This window comes from Pseudoduganella plicata (genome assembly GCF_004421005.1).
Classification (GTDB): domain Bacteria; phylum Pseudomonadota; class Gammaproteobacteria; order Burkholderiales; family Burkholderiaceae_D; genus Rugamonas; species Rugamonas plicata.
In genome coordinates this window covers 3,663,818-3,684,656 of record NZ_CP038026.1, presented here as the reverse complement: position 1 = coordinate 3,684,656, position 20,839 = coordinate 3,663,818, and the positions used below count along the sequence as shown (strand labels likewise).

The window sequence follows — 20,839 nt, the reverse complement described above, 5'->3', positions numbered from 1 at the left end:
CTCACCGCGCACCGCCGGCCGCCAGAATTCATCCAGCGGCTGCTCTTGGCCGTTTGCGGACCCGCTGTGAAGGTCTGCGGCGTCTGTCGGATCGCAGGCCTCGACCAGGCCGCTAGCCATGCAAACGTTGCGCTTACGCTCTGATAAGGAAGATACAATGTCAACGGGTTCGCACTGAGCAGCCCCCACAATCTGCCAAGTGTCAGGGATCTCCGACACGGTCAATACTTCTGAAGAGCTTACTCTTGCTTGGGAAAAACATCCCCACTCTACTCGCCGCTGGGACTTTTGCTTTATCCATCGCCTCGACATTTGCCGCATGGAATATTGCGAATCAAGAAGCGGTGCGGCTCGGCGAGGCAGAATTCCGTTTTGAGGTTCGTCAAGCCATACGGCGCATTGAACAAAGGATGACGACCTACGAAGGGGCTGCACGAAGCGCGCAAGCCTTCTTGCTGGGTTCAGTGACGGTAAAACGGGAGGACTTTAGTCTTTTTGTTGCATCGCTTCGGTTGCAGGAAAAGTTTCCGGGAATTCAGGGCATCGCTCTTGTCGAACTCGTTCCTCCCCAACGGATGGCCGACCATGTGGCCTCGATGCGGCGTCATGGTTTCACTGACTATAAAATAACTCCCGCCGGCGAGCGGCAGGTCTATTCATCGATTACACAGATCGAGCCATTTACGGGCCTGAATTTGCGTGCACTCGGCTTCGATATGCTTTCGGAGCCGACCCGCCGCGCTGCAATGGAGCGAGCACGCGATACCGGGTTAGCTGCTGCTTCCGGGAAGGTAAGACTTATCCAAGAGAATGGTAAAGACGTGCAATCGGGGCTAGTCATGTATTTGCCTGTGTATCAGCGGGGCATGCAGACAGCCACTGTAGCCCAGCGCCGAGACAGTCTCATCGGATGGATCGGAGCGCCATTTCGTATGAACGATCTCATGGCAGGCCTTGGCGGCGAGCGATCAGGCGACGTCACGCTCTCTATCTACGACGGTACTGCCGTATCAGAAGAGGCCCGCTCGTATTCTACGCAATTAACAGGGCTATCCAGGGTTTCGCCGCCGCGATTTCGGACACTGCAAAATATTTCGGTCGCAGGCCGTCCGTGGACCCTCGACATCCAGTCGTCCCAAGCATTCGAACAACGTCTTGCCACGGACCGTCCCCAGCTTATTGCCATCATCGGCAGCGCACTCAGCATCATGATTTCCCTGCTGGTGTGGTTGCTGGCATCTGGGCGGCGCCGGGCGCTATCGTTGGCAACGCAAATGACACATCAGTTGAGCGAAAGCGAGTTTCGGTGGAAATATGCCCTTGAAGGCGCCGGCGATGGGGTATGGGACTGGCACATCAGCACTGGCGAAGTAATTTATTCAGAGCAGTGGAAGACCATGCTCGGATACCAAGACAAAGAGATCGGCAACAGCTTCTCAGAATGGGAGCGGCGGCTGCACCCCGAGGACAAGGCTGCCACCGACGCGCTCGTGCGAAGCTATCTGGAAAGTACGGCTGGTTTCCTGCAGGCCGAGTTCCGCATGCGCTGCAAGGACGGAAGCTGGAAATGGATTATGACTCGCGCCACCGCTGTTAGTCGGGATGCTAATGGTAAGCCACTACGCATCATCGGTACCCATACCGACATAAGCCGCTCAAAAAACGATGAGTGGGCTTTGCGCGAAGCTAATGCACAATTGCGAGACGAGCGGCACCGAGTCGAAGTGATACTGGAACATTCTCACGACGCTTTTATTGCTGTGCTTCCCAACGGACGGATTCGCGACTGGAACGCCAAGGCGGAGCAGTTATTTGGATGGGCCGCTGACGAAGCGATCGGTCAAGACTTGGCCACCATGATCATCCCAGAACAATTCCGGTCCCGGCACAACGCCGGCTTCACGCGCTTTGTCGAGACCCGCAAAGCGGCCGGGAATGTCGTGGAGGTTGAAGCGCTGCATCGTACAGGTCGTTGGGTTTCGGTTGAACTCGCATTTGCAGGCGTCCCAGAGGGTTCAGATTATGTCGTCACCGCGTTTATACGCGATATCAGCGAACGCAAAACTGCGCAGCTACGTGACGCAGAGCGCTCAGAAGCGCTGGAGGAGGCCCGAAACGCACTTCATCATGCCCAAAAGCTGGAAGCGATAGGTAAGCTCACCGGGGGAGTTGCACACGATTTCAATAACGTCCTGCAAGTCGTCACAGGAAATCTAGCGCTGTTACAGATGCATGTGCGGGATAACGCGGGGATGCAGAAGCGTCTCGACAGTATGAAAGGCGCAGTGCAACGAGGCGCCAAACTCTCCTCGCAACTCCTTGCCTTTGCACGTCGCCAGCCACTGCAGCCCGTTGCCGTCAATGTTGAGCGACTTCTGCGAAATATGGAGGAGTTGTTGCAGCGAGCTCTCGGGGAAACGGTGGCGCTAACTATCTTCTGCGAGGGGGAACTTTGGAACACGCAGGTTGACCCGGGACAATTCGAAAATCTAATCCTGAATTTGGCGATCAATGCTCGCGATGCCATGCCTGCTGGCGGAGAGCTGTCAATCAGTATGAAGAACGTGACCCTGGACGAAAATGAGGCCCGCAAGCTGCTCGGAATTGTAGAGAGCGACTACATTTTCATTTCCATAGCCGACACTGGAGCAGGCATGAGTCCTGAAGTCCTGGCGCAAGCGTTCGAGCCATTCTTTACCACTAAGCCGGTCGGCCAGGGAACGGGACTAGGGCTGAGCATGGCGTATGGCATGGTCAAGCAAAGCAGTGGCCATATCGAAATTTCAAGCGAACTTGGTATTGGAACGACAGTAATGATCTATTTGCCACGGACTCATCAGCTTGCGAACTCGGCTCCCCCCCGGTAGTCGCTTCCGGGGCGGGGGGCACCGAAACTATCCTTGTCGTCGAAGATGACGAAGAGGTGCGTCTGTCCGTAGTTGCCAATTTGTCGGAGCTGGGCTACCGGGTTCTGCATGCGGCCGATGGAGAAAGCGGACTCCAAATCCTGAAGGACGGCCCTCGAATCGACCTGCTATTCACTGATGTGGTAATGCCCGGTAGCGTCACAGGTCCCGAACTGGCGGTTCAGGCCAAGCTTGTGCAGCCGAACCTGGCTATCCTCTTCACCTCGGGCTACACGCGTGACGCACTGACGACAGACGGCCGCCTTCAGGAGGGCGTCCAGCTGCTCAGCAAGCCGTACGATCAGAAGCAATTGGCTCAACGGGTCCGCCAAGTTCTTGCTGCATGAGGATTAGCCCTATTACTCACACGCCTTTGCGTTAAGTTGACGCCGAAGCCAGAGATGAGTTAACCAGTTGTAATGTCCGCTCCTGGCCGAAAGCGGAAGTTCGCCCAGAGCAGTGTACTTCAGGATGCAAGCGGACCGAAACCTTTGGTCAGTCGCGTTCTTCGTTGTGTAGTCGTTAATTGACGAATCGACAGCTGTACAGTGAAACGATTGAGGGCAGGATAGTAGGCGTCTACTGGAGCCAGCGCGTTGCGATGCATTGGTGCTATTTTAGTCGGACTTGGACGAAACCCGTATGTAGACGAAAATCATTCATATTTGAGATTGAGAACGAAATTATTGTTCCACATCTTGGGGTACAACATGTGCTGCCTTGCTGCCACCAATATTTTGGGCTATAACAAAATAGCGCCACGGGATCCCACACATCTATAAATTGTCATTTTATACTTGTGAGAATGTTGCAATATTAAAGGGGCGTTTCCTACTGAGAATTAGCACGTTCATGGGCTACTCATTGTGACGCCGCATTTTTGCCTCTCTAGGTCAAGCACTTCGATATTACGGGATAGAAAATGAGCGACCGAGAACGTTTGAGAATGGCTCTGGATGCTGCCAAGATGGCTATCTGGGACTCGAAAATTGTTAATCACCTCGTCATTGACGGCTCGGTCACATGGTCAGAAGATGGGGCAAGTCTATTAGGGCTGGATCCCTCACCTTTGACACACACCTTCAGGGAGTTTCTAACTTTTGTTCATGAGGAGGATCGAGAACACGTTGTATCGGTGTTGCAGGATGGAGTTGAAAGACGCGGCGCCTATTCCCTTGAGTACCGCGTGGTGCGGGCCGATGGCATTATACGTTGGCTCTCAGCAAAGGCGCAAATATTCTGCCTGCCCGACGGAACACCTGACCGCACTCTTGGGATTATTTGGGATGTCACGGAACAAAAGCTTCATGAAATCCGGTCAGAAGAACAGAAAGAGTTGGCTGAGCTAACGCTTGCCTCGATCGGTGATGCCGTCATCAGAATTGACGCTCTTGGTCGAACGACTTACATGAACCGAGTTGCTGAGCAATTAACTGGCTGGACAAGCAGCGAAGCCACTGGAAAGGACATTAGGGACACGTTAGAGCTTGTAGATGAAATATCTGGGGATCAAGTAGAAAATGTCGCTGTGAAATGTTTACGCCTGCGACAGGCAGTGGGCCTCTCAACTCGAACTCGACTCATCACGCATTATGGCCGTAAAATTGCGATAGAAGACTCGGCTGCACCTATTTGGTCACGTGACGGGGAAATTCTGGGAGCGGTAATCGTCTTTCATGACGTTAGCCACGAACGACAGTTAAATCAAGAACTGTCGTGGCAGGCTAAACACGACAATTTGACCGGTTTAATTAATCGCCGTGAGTTTGAGGCCCAACTCTCAAAAGCGTTGTTCGAGGCCAAACAGGAGCGCCACCTTCATGTCCTTCTTTACTTAGACCTAGACCAATTTAAAGTAGTCAATGATACCGCGGGCCATATTGCTGGCGACGCTCTTCTACAAATGCTCGCGAAGGCCCTGCAAGAAGAAATGCGTGAGAGCGACATATTGGCACGCCTTGGCGGTGATGAGCTCGGCGTACTCTTGCTGCACTGTCCGCTTGAGCGTGCCGTCGCAATTGCTGAGCAGCTACGTAAATTGGTAAAGGATTTTCGCTTCGTATGGGAGACGCGTAGCTTCGAGCTAGGCGTAAGTATCGGATTGGTAGAGATCAGTGAAGACAGCAAGTCTATGACTGATCTGCTGATTTCCGCCGATCAGGCCTGCTATTTAGCGAAGGAGCAAGGCCGCAATAAGGTCTGCGTGTATCACGAATCGAATCTTGATCTATCGCAGCGTCATGGTGAGATGCTGTGGGTCGCGCGATTAAATGAGGCGTTTGAATGCCATTTGTTCCGACTATATTCAATGCCGATCGTGCACCTCCGAGAGCCCACTGCATCGCACGAGGAAGTACTTATTCGTATTCATAGCAAGCAAGGCGACATTATTTTGCCCGGAGCGTTTATCCCGGCCGCTGAGCGCTACGATATGATGCAGTCGATCGACCGGTGGGTCATTCGTGCCGTCTTCCGGCATGTCCAGCTTGAGAACGATAATGAACCAACAGACGAGCAAGGAGAAGCTCGCACACCGCGCCCCGCAACTGTCTATTCTATCAACTTGTCTGGTATTTCACTTAATGATCCCAGCCTTCATAACTATATTGTTGAACAATTGGCTCATTACTCCGTTTCACCGGAATTCATTTGTTTCGAAATAACTGAAACAGCAGTGATCGCGAATCTATCGAATGCCCAGTTGTTCATGACTAAGCTGAAAGCCATCGGCTGTAAATTCTCGCTCGATGATTTTGGAAGCGGACTTTCGTCCTTCGCTTATTTAAAGGCGCTACCAGTAGACTATTTAAAAATCGATGGCATTTTCGTCCGCGATATCGCAACCAACAAAGTTAATCGAGCAATGGTCAAGGCTATCAATGAGGTTGGTCATGTCATGGGCTTACGTACTGTAGCTGAATATGTGGGCGATGAAGACGCTTTGAGTATCGTGCGCGAAATCGGCGTGGACTATGCTCAAGGCTACGCCGTTGGACATGTTTGCCCCCTGCGCGCACGGCTGTAATCCCCAATTTAATCGCAAAGGTAAATATGGAGCTCGCATTTCCAGCTAATCGTACGCGCATTCGGGGCCGTTTCACCTTGAATTTACTGCAAATGAAAGTGGGTTGGTGCAGATCGTATCTGGAAAGATTCTGCAATCAACGGTGCCGGGTCGCATCCGACCGTCATCGGCTAACGCTAACCGCAACCGAGAATTGCAACTCGGCAAGCCGGTAGCCGGTATGTGTTCCCAGAGTTCGGCGGTGCATTTTGGTTCGAGCTGGCTTGACTACACCGAATAAGGTTGGTCGGAAACGGAAGCTGTAAGTTGTTGATTCGAAAGCACTTTACGAAGCTCCGAAAGTTGGTCGAGCGTGCCCGATCCGCTAGGGCCCTGCGGTGCTATCAATAAAGGTCGGAGCAACGGCCCCTTCCGCCCCAAAGCAGACCTTCCCGCTGCCCTCGCTTTACGTGACCGAGCAGGTCTTCATAATTGCGCAGGACGACCACAATGGCCTCGTTAGGGTTCGTAGCCGCACGGCTTCAGAAATCCGCTGATTCAAGCGGGCGTCGGCCCGAAGAGGGTCTTTGCCCCAGACGCGAACGAAGCGCGTCGGATGCGCCCGTCGACTACCTCGTAAATGCACAGCATTTCAAGCGTACCCAGGCCTTCCGAGAAGTTGCGAGTGATGAGTTCAAGGTCGATCACGATATTGCCAGCGACCGTGCGCGACAGCAGTCGGGCGAACAGATCGGGCTCCTCGAAGCGCGCCATATAGCGCGGCCGAAGTTCATCATGTCCTTTTGCCAGGCGTTCGCCATGCAATGCAAACTGTTCAGCGTCCGGCGCATAAGTGCGCATCAGCGCATTGACATCCTTGGCGTTGAAGGCGTCGAGCTGTGTTTGAACAACGAAGAGCGGCGAGGTGTTTTGCATTTTTTATCTGAGGTAAGTGAAAATTGGGCTGATGCTCCGCCGTCCGCATTTGGCCGAACTCGGCCGTTCGCTGCAGCATAGCAGGTTGCCGAACCGGAAAAGTCACAGACTGTCACGCTAGGCAGCTTCCGCCCCAAAGCGGACGCCGCAGACAACTGGAATGCGAAGCAGCTCGTCTCCGCCCATCATCGCTGATAAGATATTCAACACCCCTAACGGTATCGCCCTGCTTATGACTATTTCTATCATTATGCTACCCGAGCTGAAGCTTGCAGCTCTGCAATTTGCCGGGCCATTTTCGGTTCTTGGTACCGAGATGCCAAAAGTGTGGCAAAGGTTGCTCTCCCGGGAAGAAGAGGTAGGTACAGGTACCGGAGTGCGGTATGGAGCCAGCATGGCCGAACATGACGGAATCATGCTCGAAAATATCGCAGTGCAGCTCGCTGACCTCAATGCGCTTCCCAAGGGCTTCGTTGGCTTGCGTATTCCGCCGTGCCGGTATGCGTTAACAACGCATACCGGTCCTATGAGCGGGGTACAAGACACGTACTTGCGTGCGTTCGATGCTATCGCAGACGCAAGCCTCATAATCGATCACTCCGCCTGGCGTCTAGAACGCTATGACAATCGCTTCACGCCAACTGTTGACGCTGCCGACAGCGAACAGAATGCCTATGACATCCTGATTCCACTGCAAGGATGAGCGCTCCAACGCGCGTGATGAGTAGAAAAGAAGACCAGTTCCGACTCGAAGCGGACGGCCGCACTAACGCAGTCTAGCCGCCCCGTTCAGCTAAGTTGGTCGAGTGTCGAGCCATATGTTCGCGCAGGAAATAGGCATATCGCTCTGGTCGTTCCAGATCGGGGAAATGTCCGCAGTCTTTGAAATAAATGATGTCTGCGTGCGGCACGCAGGCGAGTAACGATCTCGCATCGGTAGCCCGATGGGAGCGGTCCATGCTGCCCCACACCATGGTACAGGGTGTGCAATTAATTCTGACTGCCATGATTGCCTCACGCATCAATCCTTGAACTACTCCCGCCAGGCAAAAGCAAGCACCTCGAGCGAGCGCATGACGTGCGTGGTGCCGATAAAAGACACGGTCAGAATCCCGGGGCAGGGCTGTGTCATACCATGCGTTCGCTGCCCTGCGTCGAAAGGCCCAACCTGCCACCTGCCCTATGATGGGCATCCTCAGCGGCCAGGGAACGTTCCGAATAGTCCACGCATGCATCGCCGACAGGGATGGGGTCTGGGCCAGGAACAGGCTGGTAACACGGTGCGGTGCGATTTGAGCTGCTCGCATTGCATAAAAACCGTTGGCACAGCTGAACGCCAACGTCGCCTGATCGATATTCAGAGCATCAAGCACATCCAGTACCGCTGTTGCCCCTTCATCCAAGGAGTGGCAATAGGATGCGGATGGCAGAGAGAAACCGAACCCCGGCATGTCGAAGCAGACCAAGCGATAATCTTGGACCAACAGGGATCGCAAATATTCGTAATGCTCGATGACATTCGGGCCGTCGGGAACAACCAAAACGCACGGCTTGCCTGGACCTGTGTCCAGCACACGCAGCGAACCTGTCCCGCTTGCAATATGCCTCATCGTTGGAACCTCGCCCATCAGTGGGAATTTGCCCAATGCGGACAATCGCGTTAGCAAGCTATCTAATTTAGCAGCAATCATCTGAACCTTAATAACTCGACGACGGCAGGGGCCGTACTGGGCCGCACCGTGAGAATAGCAGCTAACCGCTAAACGGCCCCCAAACTGTCACGACTGGCCGTGGCTACTTGCGAAACAAGCATGAAGTTCCGACCGGGGGCAACAGCGACGAAGTCGACAATCGCCAGTGTGAGAAGAACAGAGACGTGTTCCGTGTAGTCGGGGAAGGATTCGGTTTGAGATGGGAATGATATTTCTGCAGTCAATATTGCGACGCCTATCGTTCAAGTTAGCAGGCGCGGAGCGACTAGGGAAAATGCTGGGTAAGCGGAGTTAACGCCCCTCCAACGCGCATCTACAGTTATTCACCGAGCCAGTGGCCCGCTTTTGCCCGCTTTTCGCAAGTCACCCGATTCCTCCCGTAAACTTTTTTAGTGCGAGGCTCTGTATGCGTCACGGTGCTTTGCTCAGAACGCAGTTACTTTTTCTACAACGAACGCGTGCGTAGCCCTGCGCTCTACCCCATTCCGATCCATGCACAAATCCCCTCCCATTGGCCTTCGAGCCCGTCAAAGCAATAGGGAGTCAGCGCTTGAACAGCCCGTCCGGGTCCAGCACCTCGAGCAGGTGTGGTAGCACGAGCCCGGATATACGTGAGCAGTTGTACCTCACGGCCTGAAGACGGATTGTTTGCAAACGAGGAGGAGGCTATATACAAACCTAGCATCTCCATTGTCTAACGTGCAGTGCTGGTACCTTGCCTGACTTCCTTCTGCATGAAGACTGAGAACGGGTCATCTGGGTAGTCTCCAAAAGGACCGCAACGTTGATACCCCATGCGTTCGTAAAGGTTCAGTGCTTCAGGTAGCGTAGGACCTGTCTCAAGCATAAAAACCCGGCAACCCTTCAGTATCGCCTTTGCTTCAAGCATTTCCATTAATCGACGCGCTACGCCTTGGCCACGTGCCTGAGGACGAACGTACATACGCTTGACTTCCCCATATTCTTGCGTGACTACGATAGCCGCACAGCCAACGGGATATCCGGCCGGGTCACGGGCAACAGCAAATAAGACGTTGGGATAGCAGAGGGAAGCTATGTCCAGCGCGTACACACTCTCGGCCGGGTATAACGAGTACAGGTGAGCATCAAGCTCTGCTATCAGCTCGTGTACAGCAGGTTGATTCGGTCTTTCAAATTCGATTTGCATGCGCGCTTTCTGTGTGTTTTTCTGCAACAGTTGGTCGGTGTGGCGACTCCAGACATTTGGCACATTTTGCCGACCATCCTTCTGGCTATGGCCTCTCGTGGCCGAAGTCGGCCGTTGAGCTCAGCAAAACAGGCTGCCGCGGTCGAAAGATTGTAGATTGTCACGGCGGACCGGATCCGACCCGTTGCAGAGGATGAGGTGAGCATTGCTTTCTTCACCGGGTCGGTTCCATAGTTTCTGCATAAAGATGCTGTCGGGATCGCTACGGTAATCGCCGAAGGGTCCTCGCTTTTGGTATCCGCAGCGTTCATAGAAGGCGATCGCATCCGCATGGAGATATCCAGTTTCCAGCATGATTCTAGAACATCTGCGACGCTGGCCTTCTTCTTCAAGCAGCGTCAGCACGCTCCTTGCAAGGCCTCGTCCACGATGGTTAGCTAGGGTAAATATTCTTTTTAGTTCGCCGTAGTCATCGTTCAGCACGAGTGCACCGCACGCCAGCGCCGTCCCCACCTGATCGCGAGCTACGGCAAAAAGGACGTTTGGCTGACATAACGCGTCCATGTCGATGCCACGGTGGCTTTCCAAGAGATAAAGAGGCTCCTGATACTCATCAAGCAGTTTAATGGGGATTACAATATCGGGTTGTCGTGGTGATTCAAGGAAGACGTGCATGGTCAAAGGCGTCCGTGGTCATCAGGTCAAAGGTAGCTTACTGAAGAATTTCTACTATGGTAGAATCCACTATGATGAAAAAAATGTCAAGCAACTTGGATAGCGTTATCGCTAAGCGCTTACGGGAAGAACGGATGGCCCGAGGATGGACCCTGGATTACTTAGCCGCCCAATCAGCGGTCAGTCGGGCGATGATCTCGAAAATCGAACGCAATCAATGCAGTCCTACGGCCGCGCTACTTGCACGTCTCACGGGCGCGATGAATCTCACGCTGACTTCGCTGATGACTGAAAAGTCAACGCCATCACCATCAGTCCGTCGTGTGAATGAACAGGACGTTTGGGCCGATCCTCAGACTCAATATCTGCGTCGGCTGATTTCCGGCGGCAACGCCGAGGTAGAGATTGTTGCAATCGAGCTTCCCGTTGGGGCCGTGGTCGATTTTGGAGGGTGCGCAAGCGATGTACATGAAGAGCAGGTGCTGATGCTTGAAGGAACACTAAATCTTCAAGCCGGACAATTGCAGCTGATTCTGCACCCTGGCGACCTTGCACGCTTTACCGCTGATCGAATTCATGTATTTTCGAACTCTGGACACTCGGTTGCACGATATTTAGTCATTAAAAGGCAAGCATAGCTCCTGTGTAGCGGCGATTCATCGGACGTTGTTTCTGCTGATGTACCAGTGTAGATGGACACGGATATGGTGCTAACCGTTTGATGGCACTTGGAAAAAATGAATTTCGAAGCCGGGTTGGCATAAGTCGCTTGAGCGTTGGAAGCGACTCGCTGAAATGCCTGGTGCACGCTGGCGTCGACACCTATACATCACGCCAGAAGGCGGATATTCTTATCTTATTGCCGAATTTGAACCAGCACGCGGCCACAGTATCTAGCCGACCAGACAGGAGTTCATAGCTCGAGGCGCAGTGCTCGTAGTCACAATCCGGGCCGATTTTATGGCCAACAGGCTTTCTGTTGGAATGCTGTGCGGATCAACTTCAGAGAGGTCGTAGCTCTCAATCCATTGCTTCATCTTAACCCCGCCAGCTCGGTCACTCGGATGCCAGTCGGTTGAATCGCCACTAATTTTCTAGACACTCGCGAGCCGCTGGTGGAAGTCCAATGTGAGGTTGGGATTTGTCTGCCGAACTGGTGGAAGTCCACTTAACCCCTACAGAACTACGTAGCAGCACTGGTCACTCGTCTGCGTTCGATGCGGCGGATCGCTTCCGCGGTTAACGTACGCAGGATCTGCATCTCTAATCCGTCGAAGCTGCGCGGCTCGCTTCCGGCAACACAGAACGATCCTATCGCATGGCCACGTGACGTAATGAGAGGAATGCCTGCGTAACAGCGCAACCCATCTTCGGTCACCAGCGGATTGTCCTTGACCCGTTCATCGGTTTGGGCATTCTCCACGACGAATTCACTACGGTCCCGCACCGCGAAACGGCAGAATGCCCATTCCAGCGGTGTGCCCTGGGCTTCGGCAATCCACCCGACGATACCGTGGTGCGCTACGACGTACTGCGCCTCGTCCAGAACCACATTCACCAGGCCAAACGGCAGACCGAGCTTTGTACAAGCCTCAAAGGTTAGCTCAGACAGGATACTGCTCACTTCCGGAGCGAAGAGGTCGAGGTCGGCAATTTCCTGGAGCCGGGCAATATCGAGAACCGGATCCAGTTCAGGGCTCGGTGCGTGGGGATCAATCATGATTATCCTTGTTTGTCGTTCATTGCAGAGAGTGTGCGGTATGACTTCAGACGCACGAGCATCGACACGGCAGCGATCGATGCCATTCCCTTTCCATCCTTGAGCTGCATCAGGGCGCGTTCGAACTGGTCCATCGTCAAGGGCGGCGAGACGCCTGAGGCACGACAGGCTGCCGACCATAGCTGCCGGGATTGGTCGTGTTTCATCAGGCGATCGAGGGAAAGGAGTAAATCCTGTTCGCTCGGCAGCGCGAGGTTATAGCGCTTTACAACAGCTGGTGTTTTCATTTACTGAAGCCTTCCCGGTGGTGCTGTAGCTCTGCCAGCCACGGTGACCATTTTGGCCGCCATGACATTCGTTGGGGCATTGAGGTCACTTAATGTGAACGTTCCGATTGTCAGACTCAATTCCTCCGCCTGGGCGAGTAGTGTCGACGCGGCCGTTCCTACCTGATACACCAGGGCCGCATTCTGCTCGGTCACATCGGCCATGTCGGTCAGCGCGACCAAGGTGTTGGCGATGTGGTCTTCCTGACCCGTGCTTGAGCTACTGATCTCTGCGATGATGGCAGTAACCTGATTGACCCTGTCGACGATCTGCCCCATCGTCTCGCCAGCCCTGCCGACCTGCACGGTGCCGGCACTGACTCGCGCAACCGAGTCGCCGATCAACTGCTTGATCTCCTGCGCAGCCGATGCTGAACGCTGCGCGAGGTTGCGCACTTCTGAGGCGACCACGGCGAACCCCCTGCCCTGCTCGCCGGCACGCGCTGCTTCCACCGCTGCGTTCAAAGCAAGGATGTTGGTCTGGAAGGCGATGCTGTCGATCACGCCGATGATGTCGGCGACCTTCCTGGACGACTCATTGATGGCGCCCATCGTCTGCACGACTTGCGCGACCACTTCGCCGCCGCACACGGCGACGTCCGACGCCGAGATGGCCAGGTCGTTCGCACGGCGGGCGTGGTCGCCGTTGCGCTTGACCGTGACCGCCAGCTCGTTCATTGCTTCGACGGTCCCGTACAGCACCTGCGCCTGTTCCGCCGAGCGCGTCGACAGGTCATCGTTGCCAGCGGCAATGTCGGACGCTGCGGTCTCGACAGTGACGACGCCCTGCGCGACTCCGGCGATCGTCCTATGCATCGTGGCAACTGCACGCTCCAGGGCTTGTCCGGTTGCGCTACGGATGGCTTCTTTCGACGCGCGCAAATCGATCTTTCCCGTGGCAGGATCGGCCATCGTGTCGACTGCAGCCTGCAGCTCGAACGCGCGGAGGGCTTCTCTACGCAGTATCGAGCACAGGTAACATAGGACGACAGTCTCGGCGACCACGTAGCCTGCGTGGACAAACACGATAGTGATGCTGGGCTGGGTCAAGCAGCGCACGCCAAAGCCCAGTTCCTGCAGATAATTAAAGCTCAGGTGATGAACCGCGATCAACCCGGCAGCTGCTAGTATCACCGTATAGTCGCGATAGCATAGCAGAAATGCCAGCAGCACGAATACGCCGAAGTGCGTCTCGGGTGCACCGGCCGCCTGGTGGATATGCAGGGCCGTGAAAACCATCAGGGAAGCTGCCATTAGCATCCGGGTCACACGTGAGCCCGGCAGAAGGCCGACCAGCACAGTGGGCAGCACAGCGGTGGGCAAGCCAACCATTAGAGCCCAGCGCATCGTGTCGAACATCGTCGACAGGGCAAGGCTCATGGCAAACAGCAGCCATACGATAACGAGCATCAAGCGGTCCGCTTGACGATAGCTACCGGTCAGGTACGAATTGGTGTCAGTCACGTGCAGATCCTCCATTTGCACCTTCGCAAAGAAGATGCCGGCGTTCCTGTGGGATAGTCGCGAGGATCTGGGGGACTGGGAGCGGCGCCCGCCGACGGTATTTGGGTGGCAAGTAGTGGCCGCAGAAGATTAGTGTACCGCATTAGACAGCGATAGTGCTCACCAGCAATGCAATAAGTCGTGTTTAAGCTACGGAACCATTACTTGTGAAAATAAGGTCACCAGTTCTGGATCGCCGTCCCCTGAAAACCGGGGATCCTGTCAGAAATTCAGTGTGCGGTTCCCGTGTAACCGGTTCCTGAGCGGCGTGATATCTTTCGATTTTTCAAGCCAGCACAATCCCCTCCGAGTTCAACAACATGGAGCCGGACATGGACAAGCTGGAGCCTCACACCTCAAAGGAAGCCGCCTGGCGTAGCCGCTTGCTCCGGCATGCGCAAAGCGGCAAGACCATCGCTGCCTTCTGCCGGGATGAATCGGTGTCGACGGCCAGCTTCCATATTTGGCGGTCAAAGCTGGCCGCCGCCAGCGGGCACGCGGCCAATCCCACACAGCCAGCAGCATTCATTGACCTCGGCACCATCGCGAACACGTCCGGTGTCACGTCCATAGTGCATCCGTCTGCATCGGTGCCGACGCCGACTTCTGGAATCGACATTAGGATCGATCTCGGCGGCGGCATCGTCCTGACCATCACCAGGCGCTGATGTTCTTCCCTGAAGGCCAGGTACGCGTGTTTCTGTACGGGCAGCCGGTCAATATGCGCCTGTCGTTCGATGGCCTCTACGCGCTGGCGAAACACGTCATGCACCAGGATCCGCTATCCGGAAACCTGTTCGCGTTTATCAACCGCCGAGCCACCCAGATCCGCGTCCTGTACTTCGACCGCAGCGGCCTGTGCGTGTGGGCCAAGCGTCTCGAGCAAGGCCGTCTGGTCAGCAACTGGGCGGACGTTAAAAGCTGCGAAATGGACTGGACGGGATTGAAGTTGCTGCTCGAGGGAATCGAGCCGAAACAGGTGCGTAAGCGCTACAGGCAGCCTGTCACCGGCACCCAAAACTAGCGAGTTCACCCTGCGAAAACTTTATAATACTGCTATGCCTTCCGACCAACATCCCGCCTCTGAAACCGCCAGTTTAGTAGTGGGGTTGACCATGCCACAGATGAGCGCTTTGCTCGACGCGAAGGAGCGCGAAATTCTCCGCCTGCGCCGTCAGGTTGCGTGGTTCCAGCGGCAGATCTTCGGGCAGAAGAGCGAGCGTCGGATGCCGGAACCGGAAGGCGTCCAGGGCACTCTGGGCGAGGCGTTCGACGTCGTTCCCGATGACGCTGCGGCGCCGGCCAATAAGACCAAGATCGCGCCGCATGAGCGCGCACCTGGGAAGAAGAACAGCAATCTCATCGATGGCAATGATGACGCGGCCCTGTTCTTTGACGAGTCGAATGTGCCGGTCGAGGTCATCGCCGTCGTCAATGACGAGGCGGCAGGATTGGACCCAGCAGACTTCGAGGTGATCGGCGAAAAGGTCAGCTATCGCCTCGCTCAGCGTCCCGGCAGCTATGTCATCCTCAAGTACGTGCGCCCGGTCATCAAGCTTCGCGCTGATGGAGCCCTATCGTGCCCTCTAGCTCCGGTCGGCGTACTGGACGGTTGCCGCGCCGACGTCAGCTTCATCGCCGGCATGATCATCGACAAGTTCGCCTACCGTCAGCCGCTGTACCGCCAGCACGTCAAACTGCAGGATTCCGGCATCAACGTCAGCCGGGCCTGGATCACGAAGCTGATGCCGGCCGCGGTATCGTTGATCGAGCCGATCTTCAACGCCCAGCTGGAGTCGGTGCGGCGTTCGCGCGTGATCGCGATGGACGAAACGCCGATCAAGGCGGGGCGTGCCGGACCGGCAAAATGAAGGCGGCGTATTTCTGGCCTATCGTGGGGGAGCAAGATGAAATCTGTTTCCTCTACTACCCCAGCCGGGCGGCAAAGCACGTCGAAGCCGCGCTCGGCCTGCAGCGGCCGCTTGGCACCGTCTTGCAGAGCGACGGCTACAGCGCCTATGGGCATTACGCGAAGAAGACCGGGATCACACACGCGCAGTGCTGGGCGCACGCACGCCGTAAAATCTTTGATGCCAGGGATATCGAACCGGCGCAGGCCGACCAGGCACTGCATGCGATCGCTGGTCTCTACAAGGTCCAACAGCAGATTCGCGACGATGAGCTGACGGGGCAAGCCAAGCTCCTCCGCCGCCAAAAACAATCGAAACCCGTGCTCGAGCGCTTCTTCGCTTGGATCGACGAGCAGTTCGACAAGCAGGGATTCCTGCCGAGTAGTCCCTTTCTTGGTGCGCTGGCGTATATCCGTGAGCGCCGGGCTGGCCTCTCGGTCTACCTGGATGATCCGGAAGTATCGATCGACACGAACCACATTGAACGCGCCCTGCGCGTCATCCCGATGGGTAAAAAGAACTGGCTGTTCAGCTGGACCGAGCTGGGCGCGAAGCACACTGGCATTGTGCAAAGTCTGCTGGCGACCTGCCGGCTGCACGACATCAACCCGTACGATTACTTCGTGGACGTACTGCAGCGTGTTGGCCAGCATCCGGCGTCATTGGTGCATCAGCTTACGCCGCGGATATGGAAAGAGATGTTCGCCAACAATCTGCTACGGTCGGACTTGCATGACCATGGTAGGCGAGGTACTTACGCCTCGGCGTGATCGCTTACAGGGAGGCTTGTTGCTACGTTTTTACTGGTGGCAGCGTCTCCAGATTCACTCGTACCCGATTGAGCAGTTCCAGTAGCTGCAGTCGCTCGGCGACTGTCAGTCCGCGGCTTGCCGCCGTGACGAGTTCATCGCGCTGATCCTGCATCGACTTCTGGCGTGCCAGCGCTTGCTCAGTCAGATGAAAACGCATGACTCGACGGTCATTTTTGTCCGTCTCTGCCGAAAGCCATCCACGCTCCCGTAGTCCGGTGATTAGCCTTCCCAGCTGTCCTTTGTCGCGTCCTGCATGTTCCACCAGCTCACCCAGCGATCCCCCAGGGTGGTGCGAAAAGTAAAACAACACCCGGGCCTCGAGCGGCGTCAAGTCTTCTTGCCCACCTCTTAATGCTTGCAGCTGGCACGCACGTGCCAAGTGCGCAACGGTTTGAGCCGCTTCAAGGATTTCACGAACGTTAGGATCACTCATATCGTTGACATTGTCTATAAGTTTTTGCATAATCGTAGATATTATCAACGAATGACGAATTCATCATGTGTTCACCTTCAATGTCGCGCCAAGTACAGCGCGTTCGTTTCGAGGCGCGCCGCCGAGTCGTCACGGTGCGCAGCATAGAGCGAATCAGCAAAAATTTCGTCCGCATCCTGTTCCAGGGGAGCGACCTTAGTGATTTCCAATCGATGGGTTTCGATGATCACGTCAAGATTGCCGTGCCCGTGCAGGGAGGGACAAACCAAGTTGCGGGATTTTACTCCACTCGATTTCGACATCACGCGCGCCGAGCTGACGATCGATTTCGTACTGCATGACACGGGGCCGGCTAGCGACTTGGCCCGCAATGCACGCCCCGGTACCGAAGTCACGATTCTTGGACCGCGCGGGTCCATGGTGGTTTCTGCCGACTACGCCTGGACTTCGCTCGCCGGCGACGCTTCGGCGCTGCCGACCATCACCCGGCGCTTACGCGAGTTGCCTGCAGAGACCAAGGTCATCGTAGTGCCGGAAGTGGCCGACCACGACGACGAGCGTCTGTTTTCGACGCGTGCGCACATGGACCTGATCTGGGTCCGCTCCAGCGACGCATGGCTGGAGCGCCTCAAAGCGATTTCTCTCCCAAGGGGAAAGGGATACGTCTGGTGCGCCGGGGAGGCACAGGTCATGAAAACGGCCCGTGAACTCTTCCTGGAGCACCACAAGCACCCTCGGGAAGCCCCATGTTGCCGCCTACTGGAAACAGGGCAATCCCGGATTTCACGAAAAACTCAGTACTTAACTTAGGAAAAGATATGCCTCGCATTCAAAAAGTATTGCCGGAGCAAGCTTCCGACAAGGTCGCAACACAACTGGAAGCCATTAAGGCCAAGCGTGGAATGGTTCCGAACATGTTCGGCACCCTCGCGCATGCGCCGGCCGTGCTGGACGGCTACCTGGCTTTCTCCGAAGCCTTGTCCAAGGGACGCCTGACTGCCGTGCAACGTGAAGTGATCGCGCTGGCGCTCGCCCAGCACAACCAGTGCGGCTATTGCCTGGCAGCTCACACAGCCATCGCCAAGCGTATCGGCATGGATGAAGCAGCCATCCTGCAGGCGCGCGGCGGCAGTTCGCCCAACGAGACGGATAGCGCCATTACCGGTCTGACGATCGCCCTGCTCGAACATGGGGGCGAGCTGTCCACTGACCGCCTGGAAGCGTTGCGCGACATGGGCATCGACGATGGACTGGTATTGGAAGTCATTGCCAACGTCGCGATGAACATTTTCACCAACTATACCAACAGCGTTGCCCAGACCGATGTTGACTTCCCACCCGTCACCCTTGCCCTGTGACATCACCAAAAAGGAAACCGTCATGTTCCCTGTGAAGTTTGCACCTGTACTCTTTGCGCTCCTGCTGTCAGGAATGATGTCGCTGATCGTATCGGGCATCGCGACCTATAAACACGCAGGCCTGAGCGAGGCATTCGGCCAACTCTGGATCAATGCGTGGCTGCCCTCGTGGCTGATTGCGTTCCCGGTCGTCATGATCGTCGCCCCGGGGGCGCGCCGCATCGTTGGCGCCCTGGTAAGAAAGGAGGCCGCATGAAACGCTTGCTACGATTGTTCCTGCTGCTCCTGGCCGGCGCTGCACTGACTTCGCCGTCGCTTGCGCAGCACCGCCTGGCGGAACCCAGGAGTGCCCACAAATCCCATACGGACGCACGCGAAGCCGATCTGCTGGCGGCACTCCGACAGGGCGGACACGTCCTGCTGTTCCGCCACGCGCTCACGGAACCGTATCAGTTGGAGGACGCCAAACCCGTCGATCTCACCCATTGTCATGGACAACGCATGCTCTCGCAAGGCGGGAGGCAGTTGAGCGAGGAGATCGGAACGATCATCGCCAGGCTTTCCATTCCCATCGGGGCGGTCGTGGCGAGCCCGATGTGCCGGACAGTGCAGACTGCGGAACTGATGTTTTCGCGGGCCACCAAGGATAACGGCCTGATGGGAACCCGCAGCATGGACACCGAAACGCGCCGGGCGCACCTGCAGCGCGTTGTTGCCAAGGGGGCAAAGCCTGGAGTGAACATGGTTGTCGTTGCTCATCACAACCTGCCGGAAGACGTGTTTTCGGTGCGGCTTGGCGAAGGCGACGCGCTGGTCCTCACATCGAAGAACGGAGAGCTCACTGCCGCAGGCGTGATTCCCGCTCTGCGCTGGGGCGACATCTACCGGGGCACATTGGGATCCGGACGCTGAATCGAATCTACGCCCATGCGCACTCCAGAGTCTCCTCCCCAGGATGCCGGCCAGACGGACGGCGGTCCCACCGTGCCGATCCGCGGTGCTCTCGCGGCCCTTTCACTGTCGATGCTGCTTCCCGCCCTCGGCACGAGCATCGCCAACGTGGCCTTGCCGACCATGACCACGGTGTTCCGCGCGCCGTTCCAGGATGTGCAGTGGATCGTGCTGGCCTATCTGCTGGCCGTCACCACGGTGATCGTCATCGTAGGGCGCCTGGGCGACCTGATCGGGCGCCGGCGCCTACTGCTGGCCGGAATCGGCCTGTTCGCCTTCGCTTCCGGGGTGTGTGCGTTGGCAAGCACGCTCTGGATGCTGGTGGGCGCGCGCGCCGCACAGGGGCTGGGTGCGGCCGTGATGATGGCGCTGACCATGGCGCTCGTTGCCCAGACCGTTCCCAAGTCCCGCAGCGGCAGCGCCATGGGTCTGTTGGGAACCATGTCGGCCATCGGCACCACGCTCGGCCCGGCGCTGGGCGGCCTGCTGATCGAACGCTACGGCTGGCCGTCGATCTTCGCGATCAAGGTGCCGCTGTCCCTCGCGGCCCTGCTGCTGGCGTTGCGCTACCTGCCGGCCGACCGCACCGACAGCGAGGCCGCGCGGCCCCGCTTCGACCACATGGGCACGCTGGTCCTGGCCGGCACGCTGTGCGCGTATGCAGTTGCGATGACCCTCGGCCGGGGCCGGTTCGACGGGCGCAACCTCGTCCTGCTGCTGGGCGCCGTGCTGGGTATCGCGCTGTTCGTTCATGTCGAACGCAAGGCCCAAGCGCCGCTGATCCAGCCGGCGATGCTGCGCGCGCCCTTGCTCGGCGCCGGCCTTGCCGCCAGTGCGCTGGTGTCGACCGTGATGATGGCGACCCTGGTCGTCGGTCCATTCTATCTTGCGGGCGGCCTGCAGCTCGGCCCCGGCATGGTCGGCATGGCGCTTGCCGCCGGCCCTTTGGTGGCGGCACTGTGCGGCGTGCCCGCCGGGCGCCTGGTGGACCGTTTCGGCGCGGGGCGTATGGCCAGCCTGGGCCTGCTCGGGGCGGCCGGCGCCTGCGCCGCATTGGCGCTGTTGCCCCGGCTTGGCCTCGCCGGCTATGTGGGGCCGATATCGGCCCTCACGGCGTGCTATGCGCTATTCCAGGCAGCCAATAACACAGCCGTCATGAGCGATATTCCTGCCGACCAGCGCGGGCTGGTGTCCGGAATGCTCAATCTGTCCCGCAATCTTGGTCTGGTCACCGGCGCTTCCGTGATGGGCGCCCTGTTCGCCCTGGCGACGTCCACGGGCGACATGGATAACGCTGGCCCGGCCGCCATCGCGCGCGGCATGCGCACGACGTTTGCCGTCGCCGCCGCGCTAATCCTTGCAGCAGCGGCCATCTGCGCTGCCGCGCGCGCCAAGACCAACCGTCCTGCGCCATTGGAGACCTGA

21 protein-coding genes and 2 pseudogenes are annotated in these 20,839 nt (G+C 56.8%); 14 read left to right on the top strand and 9 right to left on the bottom strand.

The genetic code is table 11. From position 1 onward, the window contains the following. The first annotated feature begins 245 nt into the window (after positions 1 to 245). The 3 genes from E1742_RS16145 (at position 246) to E1742_RS16135 (ending at position 5,931) form a co-directional block, all read left to right on the top strand. Entirely contained in the window at positions 246 to 2,867 is a 2,622-nt protein-coding gene (locus E1742_RS16145) for a CHASE domain-containing protein (RefSeq protein ID WP_134386009.1), read from the top strand. A gap of 29 nt (positions 2,868 to 2,896) precedes the next feature. Continuing rightward, positions 2,897 to 3,253: a response regulator gene (locus tag E1742_RS16140; protein ID WP_134386008.1), complete on the top strand. Its 357-nt coding sequence runs from the start codon at positions 2,897 to 2,899 to the stop codon at positions 3,251 to 3,253. Positions 3,254 to 3,828: 575 nt separating this feature from the next. Beyond that, positions 3,829 to 5,931, top strand: coding sequence for an EAL domain-containing protein (locus E1742_RS16135; protein ID WP_134386007.1), 2,103 nt, complete (start codon positions 3,829 to 3,831; stop codon positions 5,929 to 5,931). Between the two features lie 537 nt (positions 5,932 to 6,468). Here the strand turns inward: E1742_RS16135 and E1742_RS16130 are convergent. Then, positions 6,469 to 6,846, bottom strand: a complete 378-nt coding sequence (locus E1742_RS16130; RefSeq protein WP_134386006.1) for a nuclear transport factor 2 family protein — start codon at positions 6,844 to 6,846, stop codon at positions 6,469 to 6,471. Positions 6,847 to 7,006: 160 nt separating this feature from the next. On the opposite strand from E1742_RS16130, the gene E1742_RS16125 reads away from it, so the two are divergent. Continuing rightward, positions 7,007 to 7,549 (top strand): GyrI-like domain-containing protein, encoded by a 543-nt coding sequence (locus E1742_RS16125; RefSeq protein ID WP_229466018.1) that lies wholly within the window; start codon positions 7,007 to 7,009, stop codon positions 7,547 to 7,549. 73 nt (positions 7,550 to 7,622) lie between these two features. On the opposite strand, the gene E1742_RS16120 is transcribed toward E1742_RS16125, so the two are convergent. The 3 genes from E1742_RS16120 to E1742_RS16110 form a co-directional block, all read right to left on the bottom strand. Next, positions 7,623 to 8,537 carry an alpha/beta fold hydrolase gene (locus E1742_RS16120; RefSeq protein WP_134386005.1) on the bottom strand — a complete coding sequence of 305 codons (915 nt, stop codon included), beginning with the start codon at positions 8,535 to 8,537 and terminating at the stop codon, positions 7,623 to 7,625. 715 nt (positions 8,538 to 9,252) lie between these two features. Continuing rightward, the gene (locus E1742_RS16115; RefSeq protein WP_134386004.1) at positions 9,253 to 9,726 is read right to left on the bottom strand and encodes a GNAT family N-acetyltransferase; all 474 of its coding nucleotides are present in this window, start codon (positions 9,724 to 9,726) and stop codon (positions 9,253 to 9,255) included. A gap of 120 nt (positions 9,727 to 9,846) precedes the next feature. Beyond that, positions 9,847 to 10,401, bottom strand: a complete 555-nt coding sequence (locus E1742_RS16110; RefSeq protein ID WP_134386003.1) for a GNAT family N-acetyltransferase — start codon at positions 10,399 to 10,401, stop codon at positions 9,847 to 9,849. Between the two features lie 71 nt (positions 10,402 to 10,472). On the opposite strand from E1742_RS16110, the gene E1742_RS16105 reads away from it, so the two are divergent. Next, on the top strand, positions 10,473 to 11,039 hold the full coding sequence (locus E1742_RS16105) for a helix-turn-helix domain-containing protein (protein WP_166793504.1): 567 nt from the start codon (positions 10,473 to 10,475) through the stop codon (positions 11,037 to 11,039). A gap of 545 nt (positions 11,040 to 11,584) precedes the next feature. Here E1742_RS16105 and E1742_RS16100 read toward each other — a convergent pair. From E1742_RS16100 to E1742_RS16095, 3 genes are read right to left on the bottom strand one after another with little or no spacing between them, the layout of a single operon-like run. Continuing rightward, on the bottom strand, positions 11,585 to 12,121 hold the full coding sequence (locus tag E1742_RS16100) for a GAF domain-containing protein (RefSeq protein WP_166793503.1): 537 nt from the start codon (positions 12,119 to 12,121) through the stop codon (positions 11,585 to 11,587). Positions 12,122 to 12,123: 2 nt separating this feature from the next. Further along, positions 12,124 to 12,408: a hypothetical protein gene (locus tag E1742_RS26210; RefSeq protein ID WP_166793502.1), complete on the bottom strand. Its 285-nt coding sequence runs from the start codon at positions 12,406 to 12,408 to the stop codon at positions 12,124 to 12,126. After that, positions 12,409 to 13,926, bottom strand: coding sequence for a methyl-accepting chemotaxis protein (locus E1742_RS16095; protein WP_134386000.1), 1,518 nt, complete (start codon positions 13,924 to 13,926; stop codon positions 12,409 to 12,411). A 356-nt stretch (positions 13,927 to 14,282) separates the two neighbouring features. Between E1742_RS16095 and tnpA the strand changes: the two genes are divergently transcribed. The 3 genes and pseudogenes from tnpA to tnpC all read left to right on the top strand — a co-directional run bounded on the left by tnpA (position 14,283) and on the right by tnpC (position 16,630). After that, complete coding sequence (gene tnpA, locus E1742_RS16090) at positions 14,283 to 14,618, top strand: IS66 family insertion sequence element accessory protein TnpA (RefSeq protein ID WP_134385999.1); 336 nt, start codon at positions 14,283 to 14,285, stop codon at positions 14,616 to 14,618. After that, positions 14,618 to 14,974: an IS66 family insertion sequence element accessory protein TnpB gene (gene tnpB / locus E1742_RS16085; RefSeq protein WP_134385998.1), complete on the top strand. Its 357-nt coding sequence runs from the start codon at positions 14,618 to 14,620 to the stop codon at positions 14,972 to 14,974. Before tnpA ends, tnpB begins: the two co-directional genes overlap by 1 nt. A gap of 34 nt (positions 14,975 to 15,008) precedes the next feature. Next, a pseudogene (gene tnpC, locus E1742_RS16080) lies at positions 15,009 to 16,630 on the top strand (IS66 family transposase). Positions 16,631 to 16,652: 22 nt separating this feature from the next. Here tnpC and E1742_RS16075 read toward each other — a convergent pair. Both E1742_RS16075 and E1742_RS26825 read right to left on the bottom strand, forming a co-directional pair. After that, on the bottom strand, positions 16,653 to 17,135 hold the full coding sequence (locus E1742_RS16075) for a MarR family winged helix-turn-helix transcriptional regulator (RefSeq protein WP_134385997.1): 483 nt from the start codon (positions 17,133 to 17,135) through the stop codon (positions 16,653 to 16,655). Between the two features lie 47 nt (positions 17,136 to 17,182). Next, positions 17,183 to 17,335 (bottom strand): hypothetical protein, encoded by a 153-nt coding sequence (locus tag E1742_RS26825; protein WP_229466016.1) that lies wholly within the window; start codon positions 17,333 to 17,335, stop codon positions 17,183 to 17,185. Here E1742_RS26825 and E1742_RS27400 point away from each other — a divergent pair. The 6 genes and pseudogenes from E1742_RS27400 to E1742_RS16045 form a co-directional block, all read left to right on the top strand. Continuing rightward, positions 17,279 to 17,462, top strand: a pseudogene (locus E1742_RS27400) (siderophore-interacting protein); the annotation flags it as partial. The gene E1742_RS26825 and the pseudogene E1742_RS27400 overlap by 57 nt on opposite strands. 60 nt (positions 17,463 to 17,522) lie before the next feature. Then, the gene (locus tag E1742_RS16065) at positions 17,523 to 17,915 is read left to right on the top strand and encodes a siderophore-interacting protein (protein ID WP_371860234.1); all 393 of its coding nucleotides are present in this window, start codon (positions 17,523 to 17,525) and stop codon (positions 17,913 to 17,915) included. An 8-nt stretch (positions 17,916 to 17,923) separates the two neighbouring features. Beyond that, positions 17,924 to 18,463, top strand: coding sequence for a carboxymuconolactone decarboxylase family protein (locus tag E1742_RS16060; protein ID WP_134385994.1), 540 nt, complete (start codon positions 17,924 to 17,926; stop codon positions 18,461 to 18,463). A gap of 22 nt (positions 18,464 to 18,485) precedes the next feature. After that, entirely contained in the window at positions 18,486 to 18,719 is a 234-nt protein-coding gene (locus tag E1742_RS16055) for a DUF2798 domain-containing protein (RefSeq protein ID WP_134385993.1), read from the top strand. Continuing rightward, a complete protein-coding gene (locus E1742_RS16050; protein ID WP_134385992.1) occupies positions 18,716 to 19,375 on the top strand; it encodes a histidine phosphatase family protein in 660 nt (219 codons plus the stop codon). Before E1742_RS16055 ends, E1742_RS16050 begins: the two co-directional genes overlap by 4 nt. A 15-nt stretch (positions 19,376 to 19,390) precedes the next feature. Beyond that, a complete protein-coding gene (locus E1742_RS16045; RefSeq protein ID WP_134385991.1) occupies positions 19,391 to 20,839 on the top strand; it encodes an MFS transporter in 1,449 nt (482 codons plus the stop codon).